Origin of the sequence: Pseudomonas sp. ATCC PTA-122608, assembly GCF_001952855.1 — a bacterium.
Lineage (GTDB): Bacteria > Pseudomonadota > Gammaproteobacteria > Pseudomonadales > Pseudomonadaceae > Aquipseudomonas.
Map to the genome: position 1 here is coordinate 49,483 of NZ_LPNO01000052.1, position 21,756 is coordinate 71,238.

Sequence of the window (21,756 nt, forward strand, 5' to 3'; positions counted from 1 at the left end):
CGCCAGCGCCGCACTGCCAAGGACCGCGATGCCATCTGCGCCACTGGACACCCGCTACCAGATCGAGACCCCGGAGGGCGTCGACCTGCCCCTGCGCCCGGCCGGCCTGCTGGTTCGCTCACTGGCCTTTGCCTTCGACCTGGGGTTGCGCGGCCTGATTCTTGGCATCCTGTTCATCGCCCTCGCGTTTCTCGGCAACCTGGGCATTGGCTTGGGCTCGCTGCTGCTGTTCCTCGTCAGTTGGTGGTACATGGTGCTGTTCGAAGTGCTTAACCAGGGCTGCTCGCCCGGTAAGCAGATCATGGGCCTGCGGGTGGTACAGGACGACGGCACGCCCATCGGCTGGTCCGCCTCGCTGATCCGCAACCTGCTGCGTTTTGTCGACATGCTGCCCTTCGGCTACTTCCTCGGCGCCATCAGCTGCCTGCAACACCCCAACTTCAAACGCCTGGGTGACCTGGCGGCCGGGACGCTGGTGATCTATCGCGAACAACCCCTTTCCCGTCCGCAGGTGCCGCAAGCCCCGGCACTGCGCCTGCCGTTCGCCCTTGAGCTGAACGAACAACGGGCGATTCTCAGCTTCGCCGAACGCCAGGGCGAACTCTCCGCCGAGCGAATCAACGAACTGGCCGCGATCCTGGCCACTCCCCTGCAAGTCTCCCCTGCCCGCGCCGTGGCGGAACTGAACGGCGTGGCTCGCGGATTGTTGGGGCCAGCATGAAGCAGAGTTTTTTCGAAAGCCGCCACCAAGCACAATGGCAAGCCTTTGCCACGCAACTGACACAGCTTGAAAAAGGCAACGCCAAGCGCGCTGACTTCACCGACTTCCCTCATCAGTACCGGCAGTTGTGCCAACACCTGGCCCTGGCCCAGGAGCGTGGCTACAGCAGCTACCTGGTTGACCCGTTGCAGCAGCTTGCCTTGCGCGGCCACCAGCAGTTGTATCGGCATCGCAGCCAGTTGGGCGCAAACGTACTGAGCTTCCTGCTGGCCGACTTCCCCAGGCTGGTTCGCGCGCAATGGCCGTTCGTGCTGGCCGCCAGCCTGCTGTTCTTTGGCAGCCTGATCGGCATCGCGTTGCTGGTGTACCTGTATCCAGACCTGATCTACAGCATCGTCAGCCCCCAACAAGTGGCTGAGATGCAAAGCATGTACGACCCGGATGCCAGCCGCCTGGGCCGGGCAGCCGAACGTGCCTCCAGCGAAGACTGGATGATGTTTGGCTACTACGTGATGCACAACATCGGCATCGCGTTCCAGACCTTTGCCGCCGGGCTGTTGTTCGGCCTGGGCAGCGTGTTTTTCCTGTTCTTCAACGGCCTGATCATTGGTGCCGTTGCCGGGCACCTGACACAAATCGGCTACGGCCAAACCTTCTGGTCTTTCGTGATTGGCCATGGCGCCTTCGAACTCAGCGCCATCGCCCTGGCAGGCGCGGCCGGCCTGCAACTGGGCTGGGCGTTGATTGCGCCGGGGCAACTGACGAGAGGTGAATCCCTGCGACTGGCCGCACGTAAAAGCGTGCAGATGATTTGCGGTGTGATGGTGTTCCTGCTGATCGCCGCGTTTATCGAGGCGTACTGGTCTTCCACCAATGCCGTGGCGCCGTGGATCAAGTACCTGGTGGGCACCACCCTCTGGTTGCTGATGGCCGCCTACCTGCTGCTTGCCGGACGGAACCGCCATGCGCCTGAGTGATGCCAGCGTCGTGATCCGCCCGCGTACCTCCTGGGAAGCCATGGACCTCGGCATCCTGCTGGCCCGCGAACATCGGCTGCTGCTGATGAGCAGCTGGGCCATCGTGACCTTGCCGATCTTCGCGCTGTTCAGCGTGCTGCTGTGGAATCATCCCTCCACCGCGCTGTTACTGTTCTGGTGGTTAAAACCGGCATTCGACCGCCTGCCACTGTATATCCTGTCCAGGGCCCTGTTCGGCGAAACACCCAGCCTGAAACGAGCCCTGCGCCACTCGCCGCGCCTGCTCAAGGGCCAACTGCTGGCCAGCCTGACCTGGCGACGCTTCAACCTGAGCCGCAGCTTCGTGATGCCGGTGGTCCAGCTCGAAGGCCTGCAAGGCCAGGCGCGCCAACAACGTCTTGGTGTGCTGCAACAACGCAATGCCGGCGCCGCACGCTGGCTGACCCTGATCGGGGTGCATCTGGAAATCGCCCTGTGGTTCGGGTTGATGGCCGTGTTCTATTTTTTCCTGCCGCAAGAGGTCGAACGGGACTGGGACTGGCAACAGCTGGTGCTCACAGCGGGGCACGACTGGCTCTGGCTGGAACACCTGACCAACGCCTTCTACGCGCTGATCCTGGTGTTCTGGGAGCCTATCTATGTCGCCTGCGGTTTCAGCCTGTACCTGAACCGCCGCACCGTACTGGAAGCCTGGGACCTGGAGCTGGTGTTCCGCCGATTGCGCCAGCGCCTGAGCGGTGTGGCGCCGGTCCTGCTGCTGGTGATCGGGCTGATGCTGGTTCCGCCGCTCCCATCGGCATGGGCCGATGAACCGGCTCCCCAAAAACAGCTGAGTACACAATCGGCCAGTCAGTCGATCAAGGCGCTGTTGGAGCAGCCACCGTTCAAAAACTCCGAGACCGTCACCCGCTACCGCTTCGGCGAAGAAAAAGCGGCGGACAAAAACAAACCGGCTGATGACGGCAAGTTGCCGGCCTGGCTGGAAGCATTGCTGAAAAACCTCAACAGCGATTCGTTCAAGCACATCGCGAAGGGCCTTGAAGTACTGCTCTGGGGGTTGCTGGTGGGTGGCCTGGCACTGGTGATCTGGCGCTACCGCGACTGGCTGCATGCCTTTGTCAGCCGCCGCAGCCCACGCAAGCCGAAGGCTGCCAAGCCCGCCCCCTCGCAGTTGTTCGGCCTCGAACTGGGGGCAGACACCTTGCCCGAAGACATCGCCGGCACCGCCGAACAGCTCTGGGCGACACAGCCTCGGGAAGCCCTCGGTTTGCTTTACCGTGGCTTGCTCAGCCGACTGCTGCACGACTTCAACCTGCCGCTGAAAAACGCCGACACGGAAGGCCAGGTCCTGGAGCGTATCCGCCAACTGCAACAGCCGCAGTTACTGGCGTTCAGCGATGAGCTGACCCGCTACTGGCAAAACCTTGCCTATGGCCACCGCCTGCCGCCTGCCCTCGCGCAACAACAGCTATGCAGCAGTTGGCGAGCCCTGTTCGGCTCGGGAGCTGCGCAATGAACCGGCCATTGCTGTGGGTCGGACTGCTCGTGGCGGGCCTGCTCGCAGCAGGCGGTTTTTATGCCTGGCACAAGGCGATCCCGTATCAGGAGGTGGTCGATCGCGGCCCTTCGCCCGAAGCCCTCGCCAACCCTTACCTGGCGGCGGAACACTTTCTACGCCAGCAAGGCCTGGTGGTGGAGCACGCCAACAGCCTGGAACGGCTGGCCAGTCTTTCGCCCAAAGGCAACAGCCTGTTGCTGCTGGGCGAGCGCAGTAACATGAGCCCACCGCAGGTCGAGCAATTGCTGCAATGGACACAGGCTGGCGGCCACCTGCTGCTCGTCGCAGAGGCACTGTGGGATGACGACACCGGTAAAAGTGGTGACCTGCTGCTGGACCGCGTGCAGATACACCAATCCTTCAGTGAAGAGTTCGACGCTCCAGCACCCGCGCGTAAAAAGAAAACACCGGACCTGACCAAACTCTATGTGGACAACGAAACGGCCCCGGCCTATTTCAGCTTCGACACCGACTTCAATCTCACCGACCCCAGGCACCTGGCGCAATTCTCGGCCAACAGTGCCAAGTCGACGCACCTGATGCAGATTAACCTCGGGCAAGGCCGTGTGACCGTGATCACCGACAGCGACCTGTGGAAAAGCCCGGCCATTGGTCAATACGATAACGCCTGGCTGCTTTGGTACCTGAGTCAGGGGACGCAGGTCACGCTGCGGTTCAACACCGATATCGAGGATCTGTTCAGTCTGTTGCTGCGCTATTTCCCCCAGGCTCTGGTGGCACTCGCCGCATTGATCGCCCTGGGGTTATGGCACGCCAGCCTGCGCCAGGGCCCGATCCGGCAACCAGCCCCCAAGGCACGTCGGCAATTGCAGGAACATTTGAAAGCCAGTGCCGACTTCCTGCTGCGCCGCAGCGGCCAAAACAGCTTGTTGCAAGCCTTGCAGCGCGACATCCAACGTACGGCGAGGCGCCGTCATCCCGGGTTCGAACACCTCGACACTGCCGAACAATCGCGGGTGCTTGAACGCCTGACCCGCCAACCCTCCCTCGTCATCAGCCAGGCCCTCGGCCCACTCCCGGCAAAACGGCTCTCCAGTGCCGACTTCAGCCGCCAGGTGGCTAGCCTGCAAACCCTCAGGAATGCCCTATGAGCGAATTTCCAGCCGCAGACCCGATCCAGCGCGCCAGCCAACTGGCCCAGGCCTTGCGCGTCGAACTGCGCAAGGCGGTCATCGGCCAGGACCAGGTGATCGATGACGTGCTCACGGCATTGATCGCGGGTGGCCACGTACTGCTGGAAGGTGTTCCCGGCTTGGGCAAAACCTTGCTGGTTCGAGCCCTGGCACGCTGTTTTGGTGGCGAGTTCGCACGCATCCAGTTCACCCCGGACCTGATGCCCAGCGATGTGACAGGCCATGCCGTCTACGACCTGCATACCGAACAGTTCAAGCTGCGCAAGGGGCCGTTGTTTACCAACCTGCTGTTGGCTGACGAGATCAACCGTGCTCCGGCAAAAACCCAGGCGGCGTTGCTGGAAGCCATGCAGGAACGCCAGGTAACCCTCGAAGGCGAGGCGCTGCCCATCGGCCAACCGTTCATGGTACTGGCCACCCAGAACCCCATCGAGCAGGAAGGCACTTACCCATTGCCCGAGGCCGAACTGGATCGTTTCATGCTCAAGGTGCGCATGGACTACCCCGAGGCGCAGCAGGAACTGGACATGGTGCGCGAAGTCACCCGTTCGTCCCGCGCCGACATGCTCGACGTGCAACCGCTGCGAACGGTGCTGCACGCCGAAGATGTGTTGCAGCTGCAACAGATCGCCAGTGGGCTGGCGCTGGATGAGCAGGTGCTCGACTACGCCGTACGGCTGGCCCGCACCACCCGCAGTTGGCCAGGCCTGACCATCGGCGCGGGCCCTCGGGCCTCCATCGCTCTGGTGCGTGGCGCACGAGCCCGGGCTTTGCTGCGCGGTGGCGAGTTTGTCACCCCGGACGATATCAAAGGCTGCGCCCTGGCCGTACTGCGCCATCGGGTGCGCATTGCCCCGGAGCTGGATATCGACGGGCTGGAAGTCGACCAGGTGCTCAAGCAACTGCTGGACCAAGTCCCGGCGCCACGGCAATGACCCGCCCATGAGACCGACCCGCCTGCTATTGATCTGGCTCGGTGTGCTGCTGGGCCTGAGCATCCTGCTCGGCGCACTGGTGGCGCTGCAGGTCAAGGTGCCAGACACCCTGCACGCCGTGACGTGGGGCCTGCTGCTGGCCCTGTTGTTACTGGCCCTGCTGGATGCCGGCCGTTTGCGTCGCCGCCCGTCCCCGCGCGTGCGACGGCAGATGCCCGGGAGCCTGGCGCTGGGTCGCTGGGGCGAGGTGCGGGTGACGCTGGACCACGACTATTCCCAGCCACTGGTGCTCCAGGTATTCGATCATGTACCGGACGGTTTGACGGTGCAGAACCTGCCGCAGTCCATCGACCTGCGACCCGGCGAGCAGAGTGAATTGGGCTACCGGTTAAAACCTCAAAGGCGCGGGCATTTCAGTTTTACCCGTTGCGAAGTTCACCTTCCCAGCCCACTCGGATTGTGGTCGGCACGGCGGTTGATAGACGTCAGCGATGCCACCCGGGTCTACCCGGACTTCGCGCGCCTGTACGGCGCGCAGTTGCTGGCGGTGGACAACTGGCTCAACCAGCTCGGCGTACGCCAGCGCCAACGACGCGGGCTGGGCATGGAGTTTCATCAACTGCGTGAATTTCGCGAGGGCGACAGCCTGCGCCAGATCGACTGGAAAGCCACCGCTCGGCAACGCACGCCCATTGCCCGGGAGTACCAGGACGAGCGCGACCAGCAGATCATGTTCATGCTCGATTGTGGCCGGCGCATGCGCAGCCAGGACGCCGAACTGTCGCACTTCGACCACGCCCTCAATGCATGCCTGCTGCTCAGCTATGTCGCCCTGCGCCAAGGCGATGCCGTCGGGCTCTGCACGTTTGCCTGCGACCAGCCGCGTTACCTCGCGCCGGTCAAGGGCAGCGGCCAGCTCAACCTGCTGCTGAATGCGGTGTATGACCTGGACACTTCCCGGCGTACGGCCGATTACCAGGCAGCCGCCAGCCAACTGCTAGCCCGGCAGAAACGTCGTTCGTTGGTGATCGTAGTGACCAATTTGCGCGATGAGGATGATGAAGAATTGCTGGGCGCCGTTAAACGCATCAGTCGCCAGCACCGGGTGCTGGTTGCCAGCCTGCGGGAGGAAGTCCTTGACCAGTTGCGCCAGGCCCCCGTGCAAACCCTGCCCGAAGCCCTGGCCTATTGCGGGAATGTCGACTATCTCAATACCCGGGACGAACTCCATGACCGCTTGAACGCCCACGGGCTTTCGGTACTGGACACGCTGCCTTCGGAAATGGGAGCCGCCCTGGTGACCCGCTACCTGGGCTGGAAAAAAGCCGGCGTACTATGAATGCTGGTGCACTGTCTCTAGGCAGAGGCCTGCAAGGGATCAAAGCTGAAGTAACTCAACAGTGCGTTGATCACCTCCCCATATTCGGCAGGCGCCTGGGAAATACGAAACCCGGAGTCGTAATGCTTGGGGTTTATATCCTCATGGCACCACAGGCAGGTAGCCGTGAGGTCCACCGCATGTACCTCGCCCTCAGGCCCCGGGATCTTCAAGCGCAACTCGAACTCCACGTCGACCATCATGGGTAATTGGCTGATCAACATCAGGCCCTGCTCGGAGAGATTGCCCAAATAGCCAATAGGTTTGTCTGTGAGGCGATTGAACACTTGAAGGAAGCAAGGTAACTGATGCCGCTTGATCCGTCGGGGAGTAAACATGATGAGGTCGCCATCCAATGGCCATGATTGTGGCCGCTCCAGTGATTCGAAACGAGCCCAAAGGCCCGCTCTCCCCGGATATCGGTGCGACAACGGCAAAAGCGTTGCCACTTTACGGCTGCCAAATCCGGGTATTCCATCCGTTCGAATAGAAACCTATACAAACTGACACTCAAAGATTAGCCCAAGACTGGCAACGAGCCAGCTATGGCATGACAAATATCATTACAACGACGCCGGACGCGGCCGGGCGGCACTCGCGCCGGGGTAATGCCCCAGTTGTTGCAGGGTATCCAGCCGCGCGCGTGCCCGGAAAGCATATTCGCTCGCCGGGTACTGGCTGATGATGAACTGATAAGTCTGCGCCGCATCGACAAACAATTTCTCGCGCTCCAGGCACTGCCCGCGCAACATCGAGACTTCCGGTTGCACGTAGCGCCGGGAACGACTTTCACGGTCGACCTGGGACAACTCAAGGGTGACCCGCTGGCAATCGCCCACACCGTAGGCGCGGTACGCATTGTTCAAATGATGGTCCATCGACCAACGGGTGCAGCCGACAACACTGACGGCCAGGGCAGCAATGATCACGATTCGCATGGGGGTTCTCCTGTCTTGTGCAGTGTATCGACCCTTCATCGAAAATCTTCAAGGTTGTTCATCTGTTCATGCAGAGTGAAAACAAGCGAATCATCGATAAGTAGTGCAAACGAACAATGACTACAACCAAAGAGCATAGTAGCCTTCCTCAGCGCTTGAACTCAGGAGTCCGTGCATGTCCGTCCGTCGTACCAAAATCGTCGCCACCCTTGGCCCGGCCAGTAACTCGCCGGAAGTCCTCGAACAGCTGATTCTGGCTGGCCTGGACGTTGCCCGTCTGAACTTCTCCCACGGCACCCCGGACGAGCACAAGGCTCGCGCCAAGCTGGTGCGTGAACTGGCCGCCAAACATGGCCGCTTCGTTGCACTGTTGGGTGACCTGCAAGGCCCGAAAATCCGTATCGCCAAATTCACCAACAAGCGAATCGAGCTGAAGATCGGTGACCAGTTCACTTTCTCCACCAGCCATCCGCTGACCGAGGGCAACCAGCAAGTCGTGGGTATCGACTACCCGGACCTGGTGAAAGACTGCGGCGTCGGCGACGAGCTGCTGCTGGACGACGGTCGCGTGGTGATGCGCGTCGACACCGCAACCCCGACCGAACTGAACTGCACCGTGATCATCGGCGGCCCGCTGTCGGATCACAAAGGCATCAACCGTCGCGGCGGTGGCCTCACCGCTCCAGCCCTGACTGAAAAAGACAAGGCCGACATCAAGCTCGCCGCCGAAATGGAAGTGGACTACCTCGCGGTCTCCTTCCCGCGTGACGCCGCCGACATGGAATACGCCCGTAAACTGCGCGACGAAGCCGGCGGTACTGCCTGGCTGGTGGCGAAGATCGAACGCGCCGAAGCCGTGGCCGATGACGAAACCCTCGACGGCCTGATCAAGGCTTCCGACGCAGTGATGGTTGCCCGTGGCGACCTCGGCGTGGAAATCGGTGACGCCGAGCTGATCGGTATCCAGAAGAAAATCATCCTGCACGCACGTCGCCACAATAAAGCGGTGATCGTTGCGACCCAGATGATGGAGTCGATGATCCAGAACCCGATGCCGACCCGTGCCGAAGTGTCCGACGTGGCCAACGCCGTGCTCGACTACACCGACGCCGTGATGCTCTCGGCTGAAAGTGCGGCGGGCCCGTACCCGCTGGAAGCCGTGCAGGCCATGGCGCGCATCTGCGTCGGCGCTGAAAAGCACCCGACCAGCAAGACCTCCAGCCACCGTATCGGCAAGGTCTTCGAAAGCTGCGACCAGAGCATCGCGCTCGCCGCCATGTACACCGCCAACCACTTCCCGGGCGTGAAAGCGATCATCGCCTTGACCGAAAGTGGCTACACGCCGTTGATCATGTCGCGCATCCGCTCCTCGATCCCGATCTACGCGTTCTCCCCGCACCGCGAAACCCAGGCCCGCGCGGCCATGTTCCGTGGTGTCTACACCGTACCGTTCGACCCGGCATCGCTGCCGCCTGAGCAAGTCAGCCAGGCCGCGATCGACGAGTTGCTCAAGCGCGGTGTTGTGGAGAAAGGCGACTGGGTCATCCTGACCAAGGGCGACAGCTACCACACCATCGGCGGCACCAACGGCATGAAGATCCTGCACGTTGGCGACCCAATGGTCTGAGTGACACGCTGAAAAACAAAAGCCCCGCCATGTGAATGGCGGGGCTTTTTGCATTCCAGGTTGGCTTTTGTATTGGCTTCACTGGCCTCTTCGCGAGCAAGCCCGCTCCCACTTTCGACCGTATTTCTTCAGGATGTACTCGGTTAAATGTGGGAGCGGGCTTGCTCGCGAAGACGTCCGACCAGTCAACACACATTCATCGCCGAGTGATAAAAGCCGACAACGCCGCAATCGCTTCCGGCGACTTCAACCGCTGGGTAAACAACGCGCCCTCCTCCTCGATCACCTTGCGCAACTGTTCGCGATCGACGCTTTTCATCAGATGCTTGCTGACCTGCACCGCACCCGGCGCCAGGGTTTCAAACCGTGCGGCGACTTCCCGCGCCTTGGCCAACGCCGATTCGCCGCTGCCCAATGCCTCAGTGGCAATGCCCCAAGCGGCAGCCTGCTCACCGGTAAAGCCTTCACCCAATAGCAACAACTCCGCCGCCTTGGCATGCCCCAGCAAGCGCGGCAGGATCAAGCTGGAACCAAACTCCGGACACAGCCCCAGGTTAACGAACGGCATGCGCAACCGCGCGTCCCGGCTGACATACACCAGGTCACAATGCAGCAGCAGCGTCGTACCAATCCCCACCGCCACGCCCGCCACTGCCGCAATCACCGGCTTGCGGCAATTGAGCAAGCTGCGCATGAAGTGAAACACCGGGCTGTCGAGATCAGCCGGCGGTTGTTCAAGGAAGTCGCCAATATCGTTACCGGCGGTGAAGCACTCACTGGTGCCCTGGATCAACACAGTGTTGACGCTGATATCGGCATCCGCCTGCTCCAGTGCCTCGGCCAGTTGGCTGTACATGGCGCGGGTCAGGGCGTTTTTTTTGTCCGGGCGGTTGAGCTGCAGGATCAGCAACCCGCGCTCGCGTTGCTGCAGGATGGCGTCGGTCATGGTAAATCTCGCGGCTGGAAAATTCAGCGCTCAACCACGGGGCAGGAACACATCGGCCAGCAGTTGATTGCGCGGCAGTCCGGCCAGGAACAGGCGCTTGGAAAAGGCCTCGACGCTGGCAGGGTGCCCGCAGAGTAAGGCCAGAGTTTGCCGGGAAACAAGCCGCAGTTGCGCCAAAGCGTCAGTCGACCCGGCCGCCGTCCATAGCTCGACCGTCACGTTCGGATGCGCTGCAGCCAGCTGCGCCAACGGCTCGGCCAGATAATGACCGCCAGCGTCATGAGCCAGGTGAATGACCCGGATGGCGCCTTGGTGATCCTGGCGCAAGGCCTCACGTAACACGCCCCACAGCGGGCCTAGTCCGGTGCCCGAGGCCAGCAGCCAGAGCGGCCGGGATTGCCAGTCGGGGTCGTACTGCAACGCCCCGCCCCGCAGTTCGCCCAGGCGCAGGCTGTCACCGGCCTTGAACTGGCGGGCGGCGTCGCTGAACTCGCCGGGCAGGCGGCAATCGATATGAAACTCGAGAAACGGATCTTCCTGGGGCAGGCTGGCCAGAGAGTAAGGCCGCGCAATGCTGCCCGCCCACAGCACCAAATGCTGCCCCGCCCGGTAGCGCAAGCCGCGCTCGGGTTGCAGCCGCAGGCGTAGCACCGTCGGGCTCATCCAATCGACGCTCAGCACCGTCGCGGGCAGCCCGTCACGCAGCGGGTCAAACGCCTCGACCTGCAAATCACCCGCGACCTGGCACTGACAGGCCAGGCGCCAGCCGTCCTGGCGTTGCGCCGGGCTCAGGGCTTCTGGTTGATTGTCCCGAAGGTCACCCTGGCAACGCACCAGGCAGGCATGGCAACTGCCGGCGCGGCAGCTGTAAGGCACAGCCACACCCGCCTGGTTCAGGGCATCCAGCAAGTTGCTGCCGGCGGCTACCGACCAGTGGCGTTCGCCGACGTGAAGTTCAGGCATAAAACTCTTCAACTGTAGGAGCGAGCTTGCTCGCGAAGGTCGCTAACGATAACGCGGGGAGGCTGGCGAAACCCATCAGATTCACGTTTTTCGCGAGCAAGCTCGCTCCTACAGTGAATCGGGCCTGGCACTCATGACCATAGTCGGGTGTATCAGCCACCGTGGCGGGTTATACTGCCGCGCCTTTTTAGCGTCGCGCCAGCACCATACGGCGTGCCTTGGAAAGGTGCCTTCAGCCGACCGACTCACCCTACTGAAGACACCTTTATTGAATGTTCCCTTATAGAGGAGCGCGACTCATGACCGTGATCAAGCAAGACGACCTGATTCAGAGCGTTGCCGACGCCCTGCAATTCATTTCCTATTACCATCCCGTTGACTTCATCCAGGCGATGCACGAAGCCTACCTGCGCGAAGAATCGCCAGCGGCCCGTGACTCCATGGCACAGATCCTGATCAACTCGCGCATGTGTGCCACCGGCCACCGCCCGATCTGCCAGGACACCGGCATCGTCACCGTATTCGTACGTGTAGGCATGGACGTGCGCTGGGATGGCGCCACCATGAGCCTGGACGACATGATCAACCAAGGCGTGCGCCAGGCCTACAACCTGCCCGAAAACGTCCTGCGGGCTTCGATCCTCGCCGACCCGGCCGGTGCGCGTAAAAACACCAAGGACAACACCCCTGCGGTGATCCACTACTCCATCGTCCCGGGTAACACCGTGGAAGTGGACGTGGCCGCCAAGGGCGGTGGTTCCGAGAACAAGTCGAAAATGGCCATGCTCAACCCGTCCGACTCGATCGTCGACTGGGTACTGAAGACCGTTCCGACCATGGGCGCCGGCTGGTGCCCACCGGGCATGCTCGGCATCGGCATCGGCGGCACCGCCGAGAAAGCCGCGGTGATGGCCAAGGAAGTGTTGATGGAATCCATCGACATCCACGAGCTGAAGAAGCGCGGCCCGTCCAACCGTATCGAAGAGATGCGCCTGGAGCTGTTCGAGAAGGTCAACCAACTGGGCATCGGCGCCCAGGGCCTGGGTGGCCTGACCACCGTGCTCGACGTGAAAATCATGGACTACCCGACCCACGCGGCCTCGCTGCCGGTGTGCATGATCCCCAACTGCGCCGCCACCCGTCATGCGCACTTCGTGCTCGACGGTTCGGGCCCCGCGTCGCTGGAAGCGCCACCGCTGGACGCCTACCCGGAAATCGTCTGGGAAGCCGGCCCGTCGGCCCGTCGCGTCAACCTCGACACCCTGACCCCGGAAGACGTGCAGAGCTGGAAGCCGGGCGAAACCGTACTGCTCAACGGCAAGATGCTCACCGGTCGCGACGCGGCGCACAAGCGCATGGTCGAGATGCTGAACAAGGGCGAAACCCTGCCGGTGGACCTCAAGGGTCGCTTTATCTACTACGTCGGCCCGGTTGATCCGGTGCGCGAAGAAGTCGTTGGGCCTGCCGGTCCGACCACCGCCACGCGGATGGACAAGTTCACCCGCCAGATCCTCGAGCAAACCGGCCTGTTGGGCATGATCGGCAAATCCGAGCGCGGCCCGACCGCTATCGAAGCGATCAAGGACCACAAGGCGGTTTACCTGATGGCAGTGGGTGGCGCGGCTTACCTGGTGGCCCAGGCCATCAAGAAATCCCGCGTCGTGGCGTTCGCCGAGCTGGGCATGGAAGCGATCTACGAGTTCGACGTGAAAGACATGCCGGTCACCGTTGCAGTGGACAGCAAGGGCGAGTCGGTACACATCACCGGTCCTGCCATCTGGCAGAAAAAGATCAGTGAAAGCCTGGCGGTAGAAGTGCAGTAAGCATTTCCCCTTCAAGGATAAAAGGCGACCACTACGGTCGCCTTTTTTTGTGCCATGCAACTCTCACTGTGGCGAGGGAGCTTGCTCGCGCTGGACCGGGCTAGCGCTCCAGTGCGCAGCGCTCCCATTTTTTTCGGGCCGCTACGCGCCCCAGCGGGAGCAAGCTCCCTCGCCACAACAGCCATGCGCTGCGTGCTATGGTGCTCGCCCCTCATTGCACTGTTCATCTTCGTATGATCGCGATTCCCCGCCCGTTGCGTTTGACCTTCTACTCCCTGCTGATCATCGCCGGCGCGATGCTGGCTGCCGCACTGGCCACCCGCCACGCCGAACGCCTGGCCCTGGTGGATGACGCTGCCCGTGCCAATCAGCAACTCGCGCTGTACGCCAACTCCCTGCACACCCTGATCGAACGCTACCGCGCCCTGCCCGCCGTACTGGCACTGGACTCGGAAATGATCAGCGCCTTGAAGGGCCCGCTGGACACTGCCACCCAGGATTTGCTCAACCGCAAACTGGAGCGCATCAACGGCGCCGCCCAGTCTTCCACACTGGAACTGATGGACCGCAACGGCCTGGCCGTGGCCGCCAGCAACTGGAATTTGCCCAGCAGTTATGTGGGGCATAACTATGCGTTTCGCCCGTACTTCAGCCAAACCCTGAGCCAAGGCACCGGACGCTTTTATGCGGTGGGGGTGACTACCGGGATTCCGGGGTATTTCCTCTCCAATGCGGTGGTTGGCGAAAACGAACAGTTCCTCGGTGCCATGGTGGTCAAGCTGGAGTTCCCGGAACTGGAACGCGAGTGGGCTCAGGGCAACGACCTGCTGCTGGTCAGCGATGCCCGGGGCATTGTGTTTATCGCCAATCAACCGGGCTGGCGCTACCGCGCACTGCGTGCGTTGTCGGACAGCGACCATGCCGAACTCAAGGCCACTCGCCAATACGACAAGAAACAGCTGCTGCCGCTGGACGCCGAAGTCCTGCAGCGATTTGATGAAAACAGCCACCTGATGCGCGTCGACGGCCCCGACGGCAAGGCCAACTACATCTGGGAATCCCTGCCGCTGAAAGCCGAAGGCTGGACCTTGCACCTGTTGCGCAAGCCACAGGTTGCCTTTGAGGACCAACGCAATGCCGGCCTCGCCGCCGCCGGTTCGTGGCTGGCGCTGGTGTTCCTGGTGCTGTTCCTGACCCAACGCTGGCGCCTGGCCCGCCTGCGCCAGCGCAGCCGCGAAGAACTCGAACAATTGGTGGAAGAACGCACCCGCGCCCTGCGTACCGCCCAGGATGGTTTGGTGCAGTCCGCCAAACTGGCGGCGCTGGGGCAAATGTCAGCGGCCCTGGCCCACGAAATCAACCAGCCACTGACCGCCCAGCGCATGCAGCTGGCGACCCTGCGGCTGCTGTTGGATCACGGCCGGGTGGACGACGCCTACCAGGCCCTGACGCCTCTGGACGATATGCTCACGCGCATGGCCGCGCTCACCGGCCACCTCAAGACCTTCGCCCGCAAGAGCCCCAGCGGCCTGCGCGAACGGCTCGACCTGGCCACGGTGGTGGACCAGTCCCTGCATTTGCTCGACGCCCGCCTACGGGACGAAGCCATCGGTACCGTCCTCGATTTGACCCGCCCGGCCTGGGTACGTGGCGACGCGATCCGCCTGGAACAGGTGCTGATCAACCTGCTGCGCAACGCCCTCGACGCCATGGCCGACAAACCCCGCAAACGCCTCGAAATCCGCCTGCACGCCGATCAACAGCTGTGGTGCCTGACCGTCAGCGACAGCGGTGGCGGGATTGCCGAAGAAAATCTCAACAGCGTGTTCGACCCGTTCTTCACCACCAAGCCGGTGGGCGACGGGCTCGGTTTGGGGCTCGCAGTGTCGTACGCTATCGTCCACGAACTCGGCGGCCGCCTGAACGCCGGTAATCACGGTGACGGGGCGATCTTTACCCTGACCTTGCCCATCGCCCTGGAGACACCTGACCTATGTTGAACGCGGTGATTGTGGTCGATGACGAAGCCAGCATTCGCACGGCCGTCGAGCAATGGCTGAGCCTGTCGGGCTTTGACGTGCAGTTGTTCAGCCGCGCCGAGGAATGCCTGGCGCAATTGCCCAGGGACTTTCCCGGGGTGATCCTGAGCGACGTGCGCATGCCCGGCCTCAGCGGCCTGGAGTTGCTGGCCGAAGTGCAGCGGCGCGACGCCGACCTGCCGGTGATTCTGCTCACCGGCCACGGCGATGTGCCGATGGCCGTCGAAGCCATGCGCGACGGCGCCTACGACTTCCTCGAAAAACCCTTCAGCCCCGAAGCCCTGCTCAGCAGCCTGCGCCGGGCGCTGGACAAGCGCGGGCTGGTCTTGGAAAACCGCCGCTTGCATCAACAGGCCGATCACCGGGCCCAGCTGGAATCGAGCCTGCTGGGGGTGTCGCGAGGTTTGCAGAACCTGCGCCGGCAAGTGCTGGACCTGGCGGGCCTGCCGGTCAATGTGTTGATTCGCGGCGAAACCGGCAGCGGCAAGGAACTGGTCGCCCGTTGCCTGCATGATTTCGGCCCCCGGGCGAAGAAACCATTTGTGGCGCTGAACTGCGCGGCGATTCCCGAGCAGCTGTTTGAAGCCGAGTTGTTCGGCCATGAAAGTGGCGCGTTTACCGGTGCCCAAGGCAAGCGCATCGGCAAGCTGGAGTATGCCGACGGTGGCACGCTGTTTCTCGATGAGATTGAAAGCATGCCCCTGGCCCAGCAGGTGAAATTGCTGCGGGTGTTGCAGGAGCAGAAACTGGAACGGCTCGGTTCCAATCAAAGCATCAAGGTGGACTTGCGGATCATCGCCGCCACCAAGCCCGACCTGCTGGAAGAAGCCCGCGCCGGGCGTTTTCGTGAGGATTTGGCCTACCGCCTGACCGTCGCGCAACTGCGCCTGCCACCGCTGCGGGAACGCCGGGAAGACATTCCGCTGCTGTTCGAACACTTCGCGCAAAGCGCTGCCGAACGCCTGGGCCGCAGCTTCGCTCCGTTGAGCGGGCCGGCGCTGGGCCGCCTGCTCAGCCATGACTGGCCGGGCAACGTGCGGGAACTGGCCAACGTCGCTGAACGCCAAGTGCTGGGGCTGGGTGAACCGGAGCCGGAAGGCATCGAAGCCGGGCAATCATTGGCGGCGCAGCAGGAAGCGTTTGAAGCCCATTGCCTGAAAGCCGCGTTGACCCGGCACAAGGGCGATATCAAGGCGGTGCTGGCCGAGCTGCAGCTGCCCCGGCGCACCTTCAATGAAAAAATGCAGCGCCATGGCTTGGCGCGGGACACGTTCCTCTAATCCGATCGTTCCCACGCTCTGCATGGGAATGCAGCTCTGGACGCTCCGCGTCCGCCCTTAAAATCGTGACGCGGAGCGTCACAGGATGCGCTCCCACGCAGAGCGTGGGAGCGATCTTCGTCGGCGGATTTCCGCTCATCACCCATCAATCATCAGCGACTTTCCGCTCAATAAAATTCTGCAACCCTTCTAGACCGGGCCTTCACCTGTTTGGCACAGCTTCTGCTATAGCCCAGCCAGGCTGCGCTTGCGCGCGCTCCACAAAAACAATTAGATGAAGGATCCTTAAATGGATAACTCCAACTCCCTGCCTCTGGGGTCGGCGGCTGCGCCGGCAAAAGTTCGCACCACTTCCAGCCGCATCAAGTCGATCTTCAGCGGATCGGTCGGCAACATGGTCGAGTGGTACGACTGGTACGTCTACGCTGCATTCTCCCTGTACTTCGCCAAGGCCTTTTTCCCGAAAGGCGACACCACCGCCCAACTCTTGAACACCGCCGCGATCTTCGCCGTGGGTTTCCTGATGCGTCCGATCGGTGGCTGGCTGATGGGCCTGTACGCCGACAAAGTCGGGCGTAAAAAGGCCTTGATGGCCTCGGTGTACCTGATGTGCTTCGGCTCGTTGCTGATTGCCCTGAGCCCGGGTTATGAAGCCATTGGTATCGGTGCGCCGATCCTGCTGGTCTTTGCCCGTTTGCTGCAGGGCCTGTCGGTCGGGGGTGAATACGGTACCTCCGCCACTTACCTCAGCGAGATGGCGACCAAGGAACGTCGGGGCTTCTACTCCAGCTTCCAGTACGTGACCCTGATCTCCGGCCAGCTCATCGCCCTCGGCGTGCTGATCGTGCTGCAACAGACCCTGACCACCGAGCAGTTGTACGACTGGGGCTGGCGTATCCCGTTCGCCATCGGCGCCCTGTGTGCGGTAGTGGCGCTGTACCTGCGCCGCGGCATGGAAGAAACCGAGTCGTTCACCAAGAAAGAAAAAGCCAAGGAAAGCGCGATGCGCACCTTGATGCGTCACCCCAAGGAACTGATGACCGTGGTCGGCCTGACCATGGGCGGCACCCTGGCGTTCTACACCTACACCACCTACATGCAGAAATACCTGGTGAACACCGTCGGCATGAGCATCTCCGACTCCACCACCATTTCGGCGGCCACGCTGTTCCTGTTCATGTGCCTGCAACCTATCGTGGGCGGGCTGTCGGACAAGGTTGGCCGTAGGCCAATCCTGATCGCCTTCGGCATCCTCGGCACGCTGTTCACCGTGCCGATCCTCACCACCCTGCACACCATCCAAAGCTGGTGGGGCGCGTTCTTCCTGATCATGGCGGCGCTGATTATCGTCAGCGGCTACACCTCGATCAACGCGGTGGTGAAGGCCGAACTGTTCCCGACTGAAATCCGCGCCCTGGGCGTTGGCTTGCCGTATGCACTGACCGTGTCGATCTTCGGTGGTACCGCCGAATACATCGCGCTGTGGTTCAAGAGCATCGGCATGGAAACCGGTTACTACTGGTACGTCACCGCGTGTATTGCGGTGTCGCTGGTGGTGTACGTGACCATGAAGGACACCCGCAAGCATTCGCGGATTACCACGGACTAAGGGTTCGGCAGGTGTAAAAAAGGGGCCATGTCATTGACTGACATGGCCCCTTTTCATTTGCCTCAAGACAGCTCGGCAACCCCCTGGCGCCCATACCGGCGCTGTGCATACGCCGCGCCGGCAATCATCACCACCAGCACCGCCGCCAACACCGCCGACGAGCCGATGGTGCCAAAGTCCAGCCCGCCCTTTTCATGAGGTTTGGTCAGGAAGTCCCCCAGGGTTGCGCCGAACGGCCGGGTCAGCACGAACGCTACCCAGAACAGCAGCACTGATGAAATCCGCGTGAAGTATTTAAGCAATACCACCACCGCGATACTCGCGCCGATCAGCAAGGCGCCACCGGCAAACCCCAGTCCGGAATCGTCTGCCAGGAAATCTCCCAGCGCCGTGCCCAGGGTGTTGGAGAACAGAATCGCCATCCAGTAGAACAGCTCACCGCGAAAGGTCTGGACCTTGTTCACGTTCAGCGAATCGCCGCTGATACGCCACAGGGCAAAGATCGCCACCAGGATCGACACCAGAATCATCGACCCCGTGGCATAACCCAACCCGAGCGTGCGGTCCATAAAGTCGGACATGGTGGTGCCGGCGGTGCTGGTGGACAGGATCACGATCCAGTACAGCACCGGGTTGTAGGTTTTCGACCAGAGTTGCGTCACCAGGGTGACCAGGAACACGCTGATCAGGATCATCGAACTGATGGCGTAACCGACATTCAGGGTCATCGACAGCAAGTCCCCGGCAGTTTCGCCCAGGGTCGTGGCGCAGATTTTCATGACCCAGAACGCCAGGGTGATCTGAGGAAGTTTGTTCATTGTGCAGAAGGCTCCAAAGGCTCAGTCATTCAATCGGTCGACTTATCGGGGGTGTCGACCTGGCGCGCAGACTGCACCGGGAGCTGTGAAAAATAGGTGGGGGATGCATGAAAATTCCATCCCATGATAGAAATACGCGGCGCTGGGTTGCACTATGGTGCCCTCCCCAGAACCGCGCAGCAGGAACCACGGCCATGCCCGACGATATCCACTTTTACGAACCCGCCAACGGCCACGGCCTGCCCCATGACCCGTTCAATGCGATTGTCGGCCCGCGCCCGATTGGCTGGATTTCGTCTCACGACAGCCAAGGCCGCCTGAACCTGGCGCCCTACAGTTTCTTCAACGCCTTCAACTACATTCCGCCGATCATTGGTTTTTCCAGCGTTGGCCGTAAAGACAGCCTGAACAACATCGAACAGACTGGCGAATTCGTGTGGAACCTGGCCACCCGCCCGCTGGCCGAGCAGATGAACCAGAGTTGCGCACCGGTCTCGCCCGAGGTCAACGAGTTTGAATTGTCCGGCCTGACGCCGGTGGCTTCAAAGGTGATCGCCGTGCCTCGCGTCGGTGAGAGCCCGGTGTCGTTCGAGTGCAAGGTGACGCAGATCATTCAGCTGCAGCGCGCCGACCAGGAACTGGTGCCAAGCTGGCTGGTACTTGGCGAAGTGGTCGCGGTGCATATTGCCAAGTGGCTGTTGAAAGACGGGGTGTACGACACGGCTGCCGCCGAACCGATCCTGCGTGGAGGCGGCCCGGCGGATTATTTTCAGTTGGGGCCGGAAGCGCTGTTCAAAATGTACCGCCCAGGCGCCGCGCAACGCTGATTGGAATGCGATAAAAATGTGGGAGCGGGCTTGCTCGCGAAGGGGGCGTGTCAGTCAATGCATATGCCAACTGATCCACCGCATTCGCGAGCAAGCCCGCTCCCACACAAGCTCGCTCCCACATTTGGATCAGCAGTGTTTTTAGTTGGCGGAAGTTGCCCAAGAGAGCTGACCGTCTTCATCTACATTGACCAAGCGCTCCAGTTGCAGAGCAGCGGCATCATCAGCGTCATCAGCGGTCTTGAATTTCTGTCCATCGAGGATCTTGTGAAAGCGCGGTGCGCCCATGCCATCCAGTGCCTTGACGGCGATGGCGGCGCTGTAGCCACCCTCTTCTTCACGCACCAAGGCGGAAACGGCTTCGTGGTGGGCAAACTCTTTACGTGCCATGTTGCAGGTCCTGGCCAATGGGAAAGGCGGCCATTCTAAAGCACTAACCCGCCAGTTGCAGGTACTCGCCGTAGGCGTTGGCTGCCGAGGCGTCGGTGAAGGTCTGGAAGTCCATGCTGCGAACCACCATGTCGTTCAACAACTCGGTGAAGACCATCAGCGCCGGCGAGCTGAAGTAGGCACTCATCGCCTGCTCGCTGCTCCAGAAGCCCGACACCAACCACACATCCGGGTCGGCCAGGGAGTGCTGCAACGAGAATTGCAGGCAACCCTGAGCCTGGCGGCCCGGTTCGATCAAACTGCTCAAGCGTGCACCCAGTTCGGTGCTGTACCCGGTACGGGCACGGATAAAGGCCATATGGCTCGCGGGAATGGGGGTGGACATGTTCGACTCTCCCGTTGAGAAGTGATGCTCGGCAAGCACTGTGAGGGCGTGTTGCCACAGGATCAAAGATACGGGCGCAGGTGCGGATGCGGTTAGTCGATTCCTGCCGGCTTATTGCACAATCCTGCGAGATGCGTAGATATAGCATTCGGCCTGCAGCTTTTATTCCCGGCATGACTGCTGTATTTCAGGAGGATGACAGCCCCCCGCTTGCCTGATTCACGATTTATCGCAGGATCAGGCAAGGATTGTGCAGAATCGAAGTACCGCTTTTTGCAAAGCCGCCTTTAAGCTGTGCCCATCGTCAAAACACCAGAGGATGTCCCATGCCGTCGCCCGATCTTCGCTCCACGCCCCTCGACGCCGACATGGAAAAGCAGCGCGCAGAACTCGCCGGCATCGTACGTCGGCACACTTGGGAGGACGGTTCCTACGGCACGGCGATCACGTCGCTGTACCTCAACCGCCATAACACCCCACGGGAATTCACGCCTGTGCTGGTGGAACCCGCGCTGTGCATCCTGGCCCAGGGCAGCAAGGAAGTGCGCCTGGCGGATGAAGTCTTCGCCTACGACCCGCTCAATTACCTGGTGTTTTCGGTAGCGATGCCGGTGGCCGGGCGCATCCTTGATGCCACGCCGGAAGACCCCAACCTGTCGATTCGAGTGAATATCGATCCGGCACACATCACCGCACTGATTGCCGAAGCCGGGCCGATGGGCGTGCCCCCGCGCCCGACCTCCCGAGGGATGTATGTCGACCGCCTGGACAACCAGCTACTCGACGCCGTGCTGCGCCTGACCCGATTGCTGGACACGCCGAAAGACATCGCGATGCTGGCGCCGTTGATCAATCGCGAAATTCTTTATCGTTTGTTGCGTGGCCCGCAGGGATATCGGCTGTATGAAATCGCCGTCGCCAACAGTCAGAGCCATCGGGTGAGCCAGGCGATCACCTGGTTGAACGGCAACTACGAACAGCCCCTGCGTATTGATGACCTGGCCAAGGAAGTAAACCTCAGCGTTTCGACCTTGCACCACCGCTTCAAGGCGATGACCGCCATGAGCCCGTTGCAGTATCAGAAGCAGTTGCGCTTGCAGGAAGCCCGACGGTTGATGATCGCCGAGGGCCTGGAAGCCTCGGCGGCGGGTTATCGGGTGGGCTATGAGAGCGCCTCGCAGTTCAGCCGCGAATACAGCCGGCTGTTTGGTGCGCCGCCATTGCGGGATCTGGCCCGGTTGCGCCAGAGCGTCTAACCGCAGTTATAACGCCGGATACTACTAATGTGGCGAGGGAGCTTGCTCCCGTTGGGGCGCGAAGCGGCCCCAAAAGATGGGACTGCTGCGCAGTCCAACGGGAGCAAGCTCCCTCGCCACAAGTACTCAATC

Annotated in this window: 20 protein-coding genes; 13 read left to right on the plus strand and 7 right to left on the minus strand. The window is 61.7% G+C overall.

Annotation, left to right across the window (positions count from 1 at the left end):
• The first annotated feature begins 28 nt into the window (after nucleotides 1-28).
• The 6 genes from AU074_RS27875 to AU074_RS27900 are packed head-to-tail and all read left to right on the plus strand — an operon-like array spanning nucleotide 29 to nucleotide 6,684.
• The gene (locus AU074_RS27875; protein WP_076017442.1) at nucleotides 29-721 is read left to right on the plus strand and encodes an RDD family protein; all 693 of its coding nucleotides are present in this window, start codon (nucleotides 29-31) and stop codon (nucleotides 719-721) included.
• A complete protein-coding gene (locus AU074_RS27880; protein ID WP_076017731.1) occupies nucleotides 718-1,698 on the plus strand; it encodes a stage II sporulation protein M in 981 nt (326 codons plus the stop codon). The genes AU074_RS27875 and AU074_RS27880 overlap by 4 nt, the downstream gene beginning before the upstream one ends.
• On the plus strand, nucleotides 1,685-3,214 hold the full coding sequence (locus tag AU074_RS27885) for a DUF4129 domain-containing protein (RefSeq protein WP_076017443.1): 1,530 nt from the start codon (nucleotides 1,685-1,687) through the stop codon (nucleotides 3,212-3,214). The genes AU074_RS27880 and AU074_RS27885 overlap by 14 nt, the downstream gene beginning before the upstream one ends.
• On the plus strand, nucleotides 3,211-4,368 hold the full coding sequence (locus tag AU074_RS27890; RefSeq protein ID WP_076017444.1) for a DUF4350 domain-containing protein: 1,158 nt from the start codon (nucleotides 3,211-3,213) through the stop codon (nucleotides 4,366-4,368). Before AU074_RS27885 ends, AU074_RS27890 begins: the two co-directional genes overlap by 4 nt.
• The gene (locus AU074_RS27895; protein ID WP_076017445.1) at nucleotides 4,365-5,345 is read left to right on the plus strand and encodes a MoxR family ATPase; all 981 of its coding nucleotides are present in this window, start codon (nucleotides 4,365-4,367) and stop codon (nucleotides 5,343-5,345) included. Before AU074_RS27890 ends, AU074_RS27895 begins: the two co-directional genes overlap by 4 nt.
• 7 nt (nucleotides 5,346-5,352) lie before the next feature.
• Complete coding sequence (locus AU074_RS27900; RefSeq protein ID WP_076017446.1) at nucleotides 5,353-6,684, plus strand: DUF58 domain-containing protein; 1,332 nt, start codon at nucleotides 5,353-5,355, stop codon at nucleotides 6,682-6,684.
• 17 nt (nucleotides 6,685-6,701) lie between these two features.
• Here the strand turns inward: AU074_RS27900 and AU074_RS27905 are convergent, their stop codons facing one another.
• Both AU074_RS27905 and AU074_RS27910 read right to left on the minus strand, forming a co-directional pair.
• Nucleotides 6,702-7,061, minus strand: coding sequence for a PilZ domain-containing protein (locus AU074_RS27905; RefSeq protein WP_076017732.1), 360 nt, complete (start codon nucleotides 7,059-7,061; stop codon nucleotides 6,702-6,704).
• Nucleotides 7,062-7,286: 225 nt separating this feature from the next.
• Nucleotides 7,287-7,661, minus strand: a complete 375-nt coding sequence (locus tag AU074_RS27910) for a tol-pal system YbgF family protein (RefSeq protein WP_076017447.1) — start codon at nucleotides 7,659-7,661, stop codon at nucleotides 7,287-7,289.
• 175 nt (nucleotides 7,662-7,836) lie between these two features.
• On the opposite strand from AU074_RS27910, the gene pyk reads away from it, so the two are divergent.
• Entirely contained in the window at nucleotides 7,837-9,288 is a 1,452-nt protein-coding gene (gene pyk / locus AU074_RS27915; protein WP_076017448.1) for a pyruvate kinase, read from the plus strand.
• A 196-nt stretch (nucleotides 9,289-9,484) separates the two neighbouring features.
• On the opposite strand, the gene AU074_RS27920 is transcribed toward pyk, so the two are convergent.
• Entirely contained in the window at nucleotides 9,485-10,234 is a 750-nt protein-coding gene (locus AU074_RS27920; protein ID WP_076017449.1) for an enoyl-CoA hydratase-related protein, read from the minus strand.
• Nucleotides 10,235-10,264: 30 nt separating this feature from the next.
• Nucleotides 10,265-11,197 carry an iron-sulfur-binding ferredoxin reductase gene (locus AU074_RS27925; RefSeq protein ID WP_076017450.1) on the minus strand — a complete coding sequence of 311 codons (933 nt, stop codon included), beginning with the start codon at nucleotides 11,195-11,197 and terminating at the stop codon, nucleotides 10,265-10,267.
• 299 nt (nucleotides 11,198-11,496) lie between these two features.
• Between AU074_RS27925 and AU074_RS27930 the strand changes: the two genes are divergently transcribed.
• From AU074_RS27930 to AU074_RS27950, 4 genes are all read left to right on the plus strand, one after another.
• On the plus strand, nucleotides 11,497-13,020 hold the full coding sequence (locus AU074_RS27930; RefSeq protein WP_003214142.1) for a fumarate hydratase: 1,524 nt from the start codon (nucleotides 11,497-11,499) through the stop codon (nucleotides 13,018-13,020).
• A 233-nt stretch (nucleotides 13,021-13,253) separates the two neighbouring features.
• Nucleotides 13,254-15,020, plus strand: coding sequence for an ATP-binding protein (locus tag AU074_RS27940; RefSeq protein WP_076017452.1), 1,767 nt, complete (start codon nucleotides 13,254-13,256; stop codon nucleotides 15,018-15,020).
• Nucleotides 15,014-16,339 (plus strand): sigma-54 dependent transcriptional regulator, encoded by a 1,326-nt coding sequence (locus AU074_RS27945; protein WP_076017453.1) that lies wholly within the window; start codon nucleotides 15,014-15,016, stop codon nucleotides 16,337-16,339. The genes AU074_RS27940 and AU074_RS27945 overlap by 7 nt, the downstream gene beginning before the upstream one ends.
• A 289-nt stretch (nucleotides 16,340-16,628) precedes the next feature.
• Nucleotides 16,629-17,948, plus strand: a complete 1,320-nt coding sequence (locus AU074_RS27950) for an MFS transporter (RefSeq protein WP_076017454.1) — start codon at nucleotides 16,629-16,631, stop codon at nucleotides 17,946-17,948.
• Between the two features lie 62 nt (nucleotides 17,949-18,010).
• On the opposite strand, the gene AU074_RS27955 is transcribed toward AU074_RS27950, so the two are convergent.
• Nucleotides 18,011-18,766, minus strand: a complete 756-nt coding sequence (locus AU074_RS27955; protein ID WP_076017455.1) for a hypothetical protein — start codon at nucleotides 18,764-18,766, stop codon at nucleotides 18,011-18,013.
• Between the two features lie 194 nt (nucleotides 18,767-18,960).
• On the opposite strand from AU074_RS27955, the gene AU074_RS27960 reads away from it, so the two are divergent.
• On the plus strand, nucleotides 18,961-19,593 hold the full coding sequence (locus tag AU074_RS27960; RefSeq protein WP_076017456.1) for a flavin reductase family protein: 633 nt from the start codon (nucleotides 18,961-18,963) through the stop codon (nucleotides 19,591-19,593).
• Nucleotides 19,594-19,734: 141 nt separating this feature from the next.
• On the opposite strand, the gene AU074_RS27965 is transcribed toward AU074_RS27960, so the two are convergent.
• Both AU074_RS27965 and AU074_RS27970 read right to left on the minus strand, forming a co-directional pair.
• Nucleotides 19,735-19,983, minus strand: coding sequence for a hypothetical protein (locus AU074_RS27965; RefSeq protein WP_063027568.1), 249 nt, complete (start codon nucleotides 19,981-19,983; stop codon nucleotides 19,735-19,737).
• A gap of 43 nt (nucleotides 19,984-20,026) precedes the next feature.
• Nucleotides 20,027-20,368: an antibiotic biosynthesis monooxygenase family protein gene (locus AU074_RS27970; protein ID WP_003214130.1), complete on the minus strand. Its 342-nt coding sequence runs from the start codon at nucleotides 20,366-20,368 to the stop codon at nucleotides 20,027-20,029.
• Between the two features lie 326 nt (nucleotides 20,369-20,694).
• Between AU074_RS27970 and AU074_RS27975 the strand changes: the two genes are divergently transcribed.
• Nucleotides 20,695-21,624 (plus strand): AraC family transcriptional regulator, encoded by a 930-nt coding sequence (locus AU074_RS27975; RefSeq protein ID WP_076017457.1) that lies wholly within the window; start codon nucleotides 20,695-20,697, stop codon nucleotides 21,622-21,624.
• Nucleotides 21,625-21,756 lie beyond the last annotated feature (132 nt).